We start from the raw sequence: 7,403 nt of genomic DNA, 5'->3' as shown, positions 1-7,403 counted from the left end.
CCGGATAGACCACTTATGCGGTCTATCCGGCATGGAGTTACTCTTCGATCGCCTGACGGATTTGCTGCAACGACGCGGGATCGTCAATGGTCGTTAGATCGCCAGGATCGCGGCCTTCACAGATCGCCTGGATCGTCCGTCTGAGCATTTTGCCAGAGCGGGTTTTCGGCAATTGCGACACAAACCAGACGTGCGCCGGGCGGCCAAAATTACCAATCTGACTGTCCACCAGCGCCATAATCGCCTTCTCTTCCGAATGTGCGATGTCGCGATCTTCAAGGCTGTCGCTCTGTTTCGGAATGACAAACGCGACCGCGACCTGCCCCTTCAGCGCATCCTTCACGCCGACCACAGCCACTTCGGCAACGTTCGGATAGCTGGAAATACTCTCCTCTATCTCACGCGTCCCCAACCGATGCCCGGCCACGTTGATGACATCATCCGTACGACCAAGGATGAAGTAATAGCCGTCCGCATCGCGAATACCCCAGTCAAAGGTGGCGTACACCTGACGAGAAAACAGCGACCAGTAGGTATTCACAAACCGCGCGTCATCACCCCAGATAGTCTGGATACAGCCCGGCGGCAGCGGCCCTTCAATCACCAGCATGCCCTTTTCATTCGCTTCGCAGGGCTCACCGGTCACCTCATTGAGCAACTGCACGTTATATCCGTACATCGGCACGCCTGGGCTACCCAGCCGCGACGGGCGGTCGTCCAGCCCGCGAGCGATCGCCATAATCGGCCAACCGGATTCAGTCTGCCAGTAGTTGTCGATAACCGGGACGCCCAGCGTTTCCGTTACCCAACTGGCGGTCGGTTCATCCAGCGGCTCACCCGCCAGATACAGCACCTCCAGCGAGGAGAGATCGTGATTGCGGATTTGCGCGGTCGGGAATTTCTTCAGCACGCGGATGGCGGTTGGGGCGGAGAACATCCGGCTGACCTGATACTTCTCAACAATTTTCCACCATACGCCACAGTCTGGATACGTTGGCAACCCTTCGTAAACCACTGTCGCCATCCCCGCCAGCAGCGGGGCATACACGATATACGAATGCCCAACTACCCAGCCGATATCCGACGCGCAGAAGAACACACCGCCCGCTTTACCGCCGAAAATGGTGTCCATCGAGGTCGCCAGCGCGACCGCGTAGCCGCCAACGTCGCGCTGGACGCCTTTCGGTTTACCGGTTGTCCCGGAGGTGTAGAGAATGCAGGACGTTTCGTTCGACTCCAGCCAGGCAACCGGTACCCGCGCGCCGAGATGCTGCTGGCGCAGCGTGGCAAAGTCGAGGTCTCGCCCCTCTACCCGCGCCATTTTCGCCAGACCGCGATCGACTAATACCACATGACGCGGCTGATGCTGCGCCTGATCGATCGCATCATCGAGCAGCTTTTTATACGGCAGGACTTTACCGCCGCGCGCCCCGGCATCCGCCGACACGATAACCACCGGTCGGGCGTCGTCGATACGCGCCGCTACGCTGTGCGAGGCGAAACCACCGAACACCACCGAATGGATCGCCCCTATACGTGCGCAGGCCAGCAGCGTAATGTGCGCCTCGGCGATCATCGGCATATAAACCAGTACCCGATCGCCACGCTGTACGCCCAGCGACAACAACATCGCCGCCGCGACGTTCACTTCGTCATACATCTGACGAAAGGTAAACGTGCGTTCTTCTTCGGTTTCTGATGACACAGCAATCAGCGCCAGCGCGTCAGGCTGTTTCTCCAGCCAGCGGTCAATGGCGTTGTGGCACAGATTGGTCGTACCACCGCAAAACCAGCGGGCAAACGGCGGATTACTGTGGTCCAGCACCTGCGTATACGGCTGCTGCCAGTCAATACGCTGGGCCTGCTCGGCCCAGAACGACTCCGGCTGCGTAATAGAACGTTGATAAAACTCGCTATAAGACATAATGCTCTCCTGTTGAACTTACGCCTTGCCGCACGCAGGTTTAGATTACATAAAGGTCCATATACTCATTGACCGGCATCTGCTCCAGGCGAGTTCTGTCCAGGGAGACATCCAGGATGCGCTGCTGCTGACGGGTCGGGAACTGACGCGCCAGGTTAATTTTGAACTTCTCGACCAGCTTCGGCATACCGTCGTTACGACGGCGCGCGTGGCCGATTGGGTATTCCACTACCACTTCTTCAAAGCGTGAGCCGTCGGTGAATTCAAGCGTGATGGCATTCGCGATGGCGCGTTTTTCAGGGTCGTGGTAATCCGCAGTAAAGGTCGGATCTTCGAAGCAGTTAATCTTTTCACGCAGTGCATCAATGCGTTTATCCTGCGCCACGCCGTCTTCGTAATCTGCCGCCGTTAAGCGTCCGAACAGTAGCGGGATAGCCACCATGTACTGGATGCAGTGGTCACGATCCGCCGGGTTATTCAACGGGCCTTTTTTATCGATGATGCGGATACAGGCTTCATGCGTACGAATGGTCACTTTTTCGATATCGGCAGCGGTCTTACCTGCGGCCTGTAACTGCTCGTACAGCGTCATCGCCGCTTCTACCGCGGTCTGCGAGTGGAACTCTGCCGGGAAGGAAATTTTAAACAACACGTTTTCCATCACGTACGAACCGTACGGGCGCTGGAAGCGGAAAGATTCGCCTTTGAAAGAGACATCATAGAAGCCCCAGGTTTTCGCCGTCAGTGCGGATGGATATCCCATTTCACCGGTTTTCGCCATCAGCGCCAGACGTACAGCACGTGAGGTGGCATCGCCAGCCGCCCAGGATTTACGCGTGCCGGTATTCGGCGCATGACGATAGGTACGCAGTGACTGACCGTCGACCCACGCCAGCGAGACGGCGTTGAGAATTTCATCCCGGTTCAGGCCAAGCATCTCGGCAACCACCGCCGTGGAGGCGACTTTTACCAGCAGGACGTGATCCAGACCAACGCGGTTGAAGGAGTTTTCCAGCGCGATACAGCCCTGAATTTCATGGGCTTTAATCATTCCAGTTAACACTCTTTTCATGGTTAACGGCGCTTTACCCACCGCCACCGCATTGCGCGACAGCCAGTCAGCCGTCGCCAGAATACCGCCGAGGTTATCGGAAGGATGACCCCATTCTGCGGCCAGCCACGTGTCGTTAAAGTCCAGCCAGCGGATCATCGCACCGATGTTAAACGCCGCCTGCACCGGATCGAGCTGGAACTGGGTACCAGGTACGCGCACACCGTTCGGGACGACGGTACCCGGTACAACCGGCCCCAGCAGTTTTTTACAGGCCGGATATTCCAGCGCTTCCAGGCCACAGCCAAGGGTATCAAGCAGGCAATAATGCGCGGTGTCATACGCCACCTTCGAGGTGATCTCGTAGTTCATGACATAATCAACGATATCAACGATTTCACGGTCAAATTCAGGGCGGACGTTCGAAATATGTGCAGACATAGGGTACATTTCCTGTTTTTTATCTTTAGAGGTTTTGCATTAGCAACGTTTTTCAATCGAGACAAATACGCGATCTTCCGGGCCGGTATAGTTGGCGGAAGGACGGATAATTTTGTTGTCCTGACGCTGTTCGATGATGTGCGCCGCCCAGCCAGTGACGCGGGCGATAACGAACAGCGGTGTGAACATTTCAGTGGGGACGCCCATCATGTTGTAAGAGACTGCCGAGAACCAGTCGAGGTTGGGGAACATCTTTTTCGTTTCCCACATCACCTCTTCCAGGCGGTCGGCGATGTTGTACATTTTCAGCGAACCGCCTTCCTGAGAAAGCTGTTTCGCCACGCTCTTGATCACCTGGTGGCGAGGGTCGGCGATGGTGTAAACCGGGTGACCAAAGCCAATCACCACTTCTTTATTTTCAACGCGTTTACGGATATCTGCTTCAGCTTCATCCGGCGTTTCATAGCGTTGCTGGATCTCCAGCGATACTTCATTCGCTCCGCCGTGTTTCGGCCCACGCAGTGCGCCAATCGCACCGATAATCGCGGAGTACATATCAGAGCCAGTTCCCGCAATCACACGCCCCGTGAAGGTTGAAGCGTTAAACTCGTGCTCGGCGTACAGCACCAGCGAAATGTGCATCGCCTTTTCCCAGCTTTGTGATGGCTTCTCACCATGCAGCAAATGCAAGAAGTGACCGCCAATAGAATCATCGTCGGTTTCCGGCTGAATGCGCTCGCCGTTATGGCTGTAGTGATACCAGTACAGGAGGATAGAACTGAGCGAAGCCAGCAGTTTGTCGGCAATATCGCGTGCGCCGGAGACGGTATGTCCTTCTTTTTCCGGCAGCGTACAACCCAGCGCGGAAACACCAGTGCGCATCACGTCCATCGGATGCGAGGCGGCAGGCAGCGCTTCCAGTACGGTACGCACGTTAGCGGGCAATCCGCGCAGCGCTTTCAGTTTGCTTTTATAGGCGGTGAGCTCATCGCGGGTGGGTAATTTCCCGTGAATCAGCAGATGCGCAACTTCTTCAAATTCGCACTGTTGTGCCAGATCAAGAATATCGTAGCCACGATAGTGCAGATCGTTACCGCTTTTACCCACGGTACATAAGGCAGTATTTCCGGCAGCGACGCCTGACAGCGCAACCGATTTTTTAGGTTTAATGACATGGGTACTATTTTGCAGGATCGTTGTGTCGCTCATGTTGTCCTCGTCATTATTGTAATATGTAGGGTACTAATTTATTGCCGGATGGCGGCTAGGCCTTATCCGGCCTACGACGGTTACTTTTTTGTGTACAACGCGTCGAGTTTCTCTTCGAACTGGTAGTAATTGATGCTTTCGTACAGCTCGTTGCGCGTCTGCATAATGTCGATAACGTTCTTTTGCGTACCTTCCTGACGCAGCACGTTGTAAACCTTCTCCGCCGCGCGGTTCATGGCGCGGAAAGCTGACAGCGGGTATAGCGCCATCGCAACGTTCGCGCTGCGCAGTTCATCGGTGGTAAACAGCGGTGTGGCGCCAAATTCAGTAATGTTGGCGAGAATTGGTACCTGTACCGCATCGGCAAACTGGCGGTACATCGCAAGTTCGGTAATGGCTTCCGGGAACAGCATGTCAGCGCCCGCTTCGACATACGCCTGGGCACGATCGATGGCAGCCTCTAACCCTTCCACCGCCAGTGCATCGGTTCGCGCCATAATCACAAAGTTGGGATCGGTGCGCGCATCAACGGCTGCGCGGATCCTGTCGACCATCTCTTCTTTCGAGACGATCGCCTTGTTCGGGCGATGACCGCAGCGCTTGGCGCCGATCTGATCTTCAATATGCAGCGCAGCAGCACCCGCTTTGGAAATCGACTTGACGGTACGCGCCACGTTGAATGCAGACGATCCAAAACCAATATCCGCATCCACCAGCAACGGCAGCGGGCAAACATCCGTAATGCGACGAATATCAGTCAGCACATCATCAAGGGTAGAAATGCCGAGATCCGGCAGCCCCAGCGACCCCGCAGCGACACCGCCGCCGGAGAGATAAATCGCTTGATACCCGGCACGTTGAGCCAGCAGAGCGTGGTTGGCGTTGATGGTGCCAACGATTTGTAATGGGTTTTCTTTAGTGAGCGCAGCGCGAAACGCCAGCCCTGGGGAGTGTAGAGACATATCCCGTCCTCTTGTTATCAACTTGTTATCGTTCGTTGATATTTCTAAAGCAAGGGGTATGCCAGGGAGCTTATTTTCTCTTCAATTTAATTTTTTATCTTTTAAAACAACAGATTAAATCCAATGTTTCTATTTTTGTTGCACAAAAGCGTGTCAGCTATCGTTTCATGAAACGTTCCTTCACGTTTCATTGCAACATTTATGAAACACAACTAAACCCTACTACTCGGTTCCTTAATTTTTGGGGTTAGTTATGGCAGATACGCATCTACCGCCGCGAGTGAACGACGATAAACCGGTTATCTGGACAGTCTCGGTCACCCGCCTGTTTGAACTGTTTCGCGACATCAGTCTGGAGTTCGACCATCTGGCGACCATCACCCCCATTCAGCTTGGTTTCGAAAAAGCGGTGGCCTATATCCGCAAGAAGCTGGCTACCGAGCGTTGCGATGCCATCATTGCGGCGGGCTCCAACGGCGCATATCTGAAAAGCCGTTTATCGATTCCGGTGATCCTGATTAAACCCAGCGGATTCGACGTGCTACAGGCGCTGGCAAAAGCGGGAAAACTCACCTCGTCGATTGGCGTCATTACCTATCAGGAACCCCTCCCGGCGCTTCTCGCGTTTCAAAAAACCTTCAATTTGCAGCTTGAACAGCGCAGCTATATCACCGAGGAAGATGCTCGTGGGCAAATCAACGAGCTGAAGGCTGGCGGTACACAAGCGGTAGTTGGTGCGGGGTTGATTACCGATCTGGCAGAAGAAGCAGGCATGACCGGCATCTTTATCTATTCGGCGGCCACCGTGCGCCAGGCCTTTGTCGATGCGTTGGATATGACCCGCCTGACATTACGCAGAAACGGTCAGTACGCCTCTGGCGATACGTTGCGCACTCGCTACGCGCTCGGAGATATGCGCGGTCACTCTGCGCAGATGGAACAGGTACGGCACACCATTATGCTGTACGCCCGTTCGCGTGCGCCGGTCCTCATTCAGGGCGAAACAGGAACGGGTAAAGAGCTGGCCGCACAGGCCATTCACCGTGAGTTTTTCACCCGTCAGGAGAATCGGCGCGGTAAACCCTCACCGCCGTTTGTTGCCGTCAACTGCGGGGCAATCACCGAGTCATTGCTGGAAGCGGAGCTGTTCGGCTATGAGGATGGCGCCTTTACCGGCTCTCGCCGAGGGGGACGCGCGGGCCTGTTTGAAATCGCTCACGGCGGAACCCTGTTTCTTGACGAGATAGGCGAGATGCCGCTGCCGTTACAAACCCGACTGCTGCGTGTGCTGGAAGAAAAAGAGGTTACCCGGGTCGGTGGACATCAGCCGATTCCGGTCGATGTCCGGGTGATTAGCGCCACACACTGTAATCTGGAGCAGGAGATGAAACTGGGGGAATTTCGTACCGATCTGTTTTATCGCCTGAGCATTTTACGCCTCAAGCTGCCGCCGCTGCGCGAACGGTTGCCCGATATCCTGCCACTGGCGGAAGGCTTTTTAAAACAGTCGCTGGCGGAACTGGACGTGCCGTTTTCTGAGCCTGTTCGCAAGGGGCTGGGGTTAAGTCAGCCGACGTTGCTGAATTATGGCTGGCCGGGGAATATCCGCGAACTGCGTAATATGATGGAGCGCCTGGCACTGTTTTTAAGCGTCGAACCGCAGCCAGAGCTGAACGTAGATTTTTTACAGCAGCTGTTACCGGAACTGTCCGTTGTTACCACTACACCGCACATATCATCATCACTGACGCCACAGCAGGTGCTGGCACAATTTGATGGTGACAAAACTGCCGCCGCGCGGTATCTCGGAATTAGC

5 protein-coding genes are annotated in these 7,403 nt (G+C 55.1%); 1 reads left to right on the top strand and 4 read right to left on the bottom strand.

Features of this window, described 5'->3' with window-relative positions; translation table 11 throughout:
* Positions 1-37 precede the first annotated feature (37 nt).
* The 4 genes from prpE to prpB all read right to left on the bottom strand — a co-directional run bounded on the left by prpE (position 38) and on the right by prpB (position 5,587).
* The gene (prpE, locus tag FDW94_RS02075; RefSeq protein WP_137377062.1) at positions 38-1,924 is read right to left on the bottom strand and encodes a propionate--CoA ligase; all 1,887 of its coding nucleotides are present in this window, start codon (positions 1,922-1,924) and stop codon (positions 38-40) included.
* A gap of 40 nt (positions 1,925-1,964) precedes the next feature.
* Positions 1,965-3,416, bottom strand: coding sequence for a bifunctional 2-methylcitrate dehydratase/aconitate hydratase (locus FDW94_RS02070; protein WP_137377061.1), 1,452 nt, complete (start codon positions 3,414-3,416; stop codon positions 1,965-1,967).
* Positions 3,417-3,455: 39 nt separating this feature from the next.
* Complete coding sequence (gene prpC, locus FDW94_RS02065) at positions 3,456-4,625, bottom strand: 2-methylcitrate synthase (protein WP_008783864.1); 1,170 nt, start codon at positions 4,623-4,625, stop codon at positions 3,456-3,458.
* 80 nt (positions 4,626-4,705) lie between these two features.
* Complete coding sequence (prpB, locus tag FDW94_RS02060) at positions 4,706-5,587, bottom strand: methylisocitrate lyase (protein WP_003830903.1); 882 nt, start codon at positions 5,585-5,587, stop codon at positions 4,706-4,708.
* A gap of 253 nt (positions 5,588-5,840) precedes the next feature.
* Here prpB and prpR point away from each other — a divergent pair.
* A partial coding sequence (gene prpR / locus FDW94_RS02055; protein WP_137377174.1) for a propionate catabolism operon regulatory protein PrpR occupies positions 5,841-7,403 on the top strand: 1,563 nt, incomplete at its 3' end.

Source organism: Citrobacter sp. wls757 (assembly GCF_005280935.1).
Lineage (GTDB): Bacteria > Pseudomonadota > Gammaproteobacteria > Enterobacterales > Enterobacteriaceae > Citrobacter > Citrobacter portucalensis.
Note: the sequence above shows the minus strand (reverse complement) of the source record. Positions and strands in the feature narration are given on the sequence as shown.